3 protein-coding genes are annotated in these 2,685 nt (G+C 49.9%); all 3 read left to right on the forward strand.

From position 1 onward, the window contains the following. Nucleotides 1-1,071, forward strand: a 1,071-nt coding sequence (locus HCUR_RS09415) for a hypothetical protein (RefSeq protein ID WP_243397233.1), incomplete at its 5' end; no start/stop codon positions are given. Next, the gene (locus HCUR_RS00935; protein ID WP_104206341.1) at nt 1,068-1,856 is read left to right on the forward strand and encodes a hypothetical protein; all 789 of its coding nucleotides are present in this window, start codon (nt 1,068-1,070) and stop codon (nt 1,854-1,856) included. The genes HCUR_RS09415 and HCUR_RS00935, both read left to right, overlap by 4 nt. After that, the coding region (locus HCUR_RS00940; RefSeq protein WP_129591805.1) for a hypothetical protein at nt 1,843-2,685 on the forward strand (843 nt) is incomplete at its 3' end. The genes HCUR_RS00935 and HCUR_RS00940, both read left to right, overlap by 14 nt.

Consider the following 2,685-nt stretch of genomic DNA (forward strand, 5'->3'; position numbering starts at 1 on the left):
GCGGCGGGGGTAGCGGCCAGCGGTGAGGCGCTGGGGGAGGCCATCAAAGACCCAAAAACCATTCCCGAAACCATGGCGGGTATTCGAATTATCGCTGCGGCGGGGTTGTTGTTGGCGGGGAAGGACGCGGAGGATATCCAGGCTGCAGATGAGGCGTTGGATATCGCGCTGCGCAACAATTGCTTTGATATGCCGGAAGATTTGGACGTGTTGATGGCGGAAATCGAGTTTCGGAAAGCCGCAGAACAAGCTCTTATCACCTTTTTCAAAAATTTGGACGCCAAAGAAATCGCTGAAATGATTGATATGGGGTTGCTCATGGCGGAACAGGCGGACCCGGAGCCTTTTAGCAAGATGGGATTCCACAGCGCTCGCGTGGTGGTTAAGGGCATCGGTTATGGCTTTTCTCGCCTGTGCCGAGCTTTTGATGCTTTCCAGCAAGGGGGTCTAGAGGGGCTGGGGGCCTATCTAAACCCGCTGAGCGACGGATTTTTGGCAGAACGCAGGGTGCTGATGAAGACCGCTCCGGAGTTGCAAAGAACCGGTGCACGGACAAAACAACAGGGTCAAGTCCCCCCTCAGGAGGCTCCAAAGCCTTCTCAGAGCCCTAACATCGTCCCAGAACAGGTGGCGGTGCAGCAGTACTTTACTCATTATAGAAATGAAAAATTCGTGGTGGGACGACACGGGGATGGTAAATTTAAAAAAATTATGGATGCTCGTAATAAAGGAAATCTTAGAAGGACTGCCCGTCACCACGTGGGGACTCATCACAACAACAAAATTTTTGTCCGATCCAATATTCACGAAGATGCGGGCGTTAGTATCTTAATTCCCAGAGAATGGCACCAACGGGGTAACGTCCATACGGCTAACAAACAAGAGTTTGAGAATTTTCGCCAAGCTCTATTTGTGAGCATTCGAGACATGCGAAAGCTTCCTGACAGACTTCCTCCGGGGGCTTTGCAACAAGAAGTTCGAGAAGACTTGAACGATGCATTATTGGAAGCCCTTCGAAAAAATCGAGAAACTTTTCCAGAACAGATGAAAAAAAAGGGAGGCCCATCATGAAGTATACGTGTTTGCAAGATGTGTTGGATGAAATTTATTCAGCGGAATATTCTGGGGATTATCTCCCCATTTCTGATGAAAAACATTGGACGGAGGGGTTTAAAACCTTTGGTACTAAGGAAAATATGCTCTCGGCACTGAACTATTATTTTAGGATATGGGATCAAGGAGAGCGGCGCCTTAATTGGCGCCAAGAAGAAGATGGTTGCATGATTTTTGAGCGAGCCGCCTGGACCTTTTTCTATGTATTTGAGGCCATTCCCTTATTGAAGGATCCTTCTATCATTCCAGAACTTATGAGGTACTTTCTTCCTCAAGGGGAACAGGCGGGGTCCTGGGATATGGAAGATCTTTGGACAGAAATGATGCTACAAATTGTGGCAAATTATTGGGATTTTGGTCCAGCTTATATGCCCTGGGTAATGCGCTCTTTGCATCTTCTGCATCCTGGGGCTCGCTCGGCTTCAAGTTATTTCATGTCGAAAATGATTTTCGATACCTTTGACTATATTACGCCGGAAGAATTTCCTAAGCTTCCCATAGTGGATGCTTTACCCTTGGGAAAACGGGATCTAGTGTTGAGTCTGTTGGAGGATGGAATTTCGGAATGGAAAAATATATTAGAGCAAGACGAAATAACTCTAAAAAATGCTAATTCCGAACCAGAAATAAATCGAGCGAAAAAAGATGTAGATTCCGCAAAGGAAAGCTTAGCTTGTTATCAATACGTCCGGGGCCAGCTGCTCCTTCTCCCCCAGGAGGTTATTAGCATTGGGCATCGGTAAACTGTTGCTTACTCTCGGGCTTCACCTCAGCCTTCAGCGCGGCGCCTTCCAGGGAACCCAGTTTAAGGGGGAGGTGAGCATTCAGGCTCGCGAGAAGCTCCTTCTGAGCCCCGCCCTTCGGCAGGATGGATTTGAGAAAGTTTCGGTGACCCGAGATACCAAGATTCTCCAAAAAACCCAGGCTCACCAAGGCCAAGGGGTGGACTACCTGGACTGTTCTGTTCAGGGTCATTTGGCGGTGGATACGCCGCACCTGGAAGTCGTTTCTAAGACGGGCCAGCGTCCCTCGGGTATGGAAATCGTTCCTCGCCCAGAATTTACCGAGATCCACCGCACGGTCGTGCCCTCTATTACTGAAGAATCCCAGAGACCTCGTACTACCTTTAAGCCTGCCTTTAAGGCCGCTCTGGGGGTGGGCATTGCAGCTCTGGCAGGGGCCAGCGGAGGGATTGCCTCTGGCGTGCTTGCAGCGTCCGCTCAGGCCTTCATCCAGAAGGGAGGTCTGGAGTCTCTGGCCAATCACGAATCCCTCCAGCTCTCGGATATGCTCAAGGCAGCGGGAAAAAGCCTTGCAGTGCAAGGGCTAAGCTTAGGGGATCTGGGCAGCGCGGGAAATTTAGCAAAGAATACGGCAGCCCATACCGTAATTTATGGCGGAAACCCTCTGGAAACTTTGGCTCGCCAGGGCATAACTCAACTGTCTGGGGAAGTGGCGGAAAAAATTGGTGCCTCTCAAAAAACTGGAAATTTGGAGGTTGGAGAGCATACGGCGCTTCATGGAGCCTTGGCTCTTGGGTCGGAGATTTCTAAGCAAGCCCTTGTTGGAAAA

Source organism: Holospora curviuscula, assembly GCF_002930195.1.
Taxonomy (GTDB): domain Bacteria; phylum Pseudomonadota; class Alphaproteobacteria; order Holosporales; family Holosporaceae; genus Holospora; species Holospora curviuscula.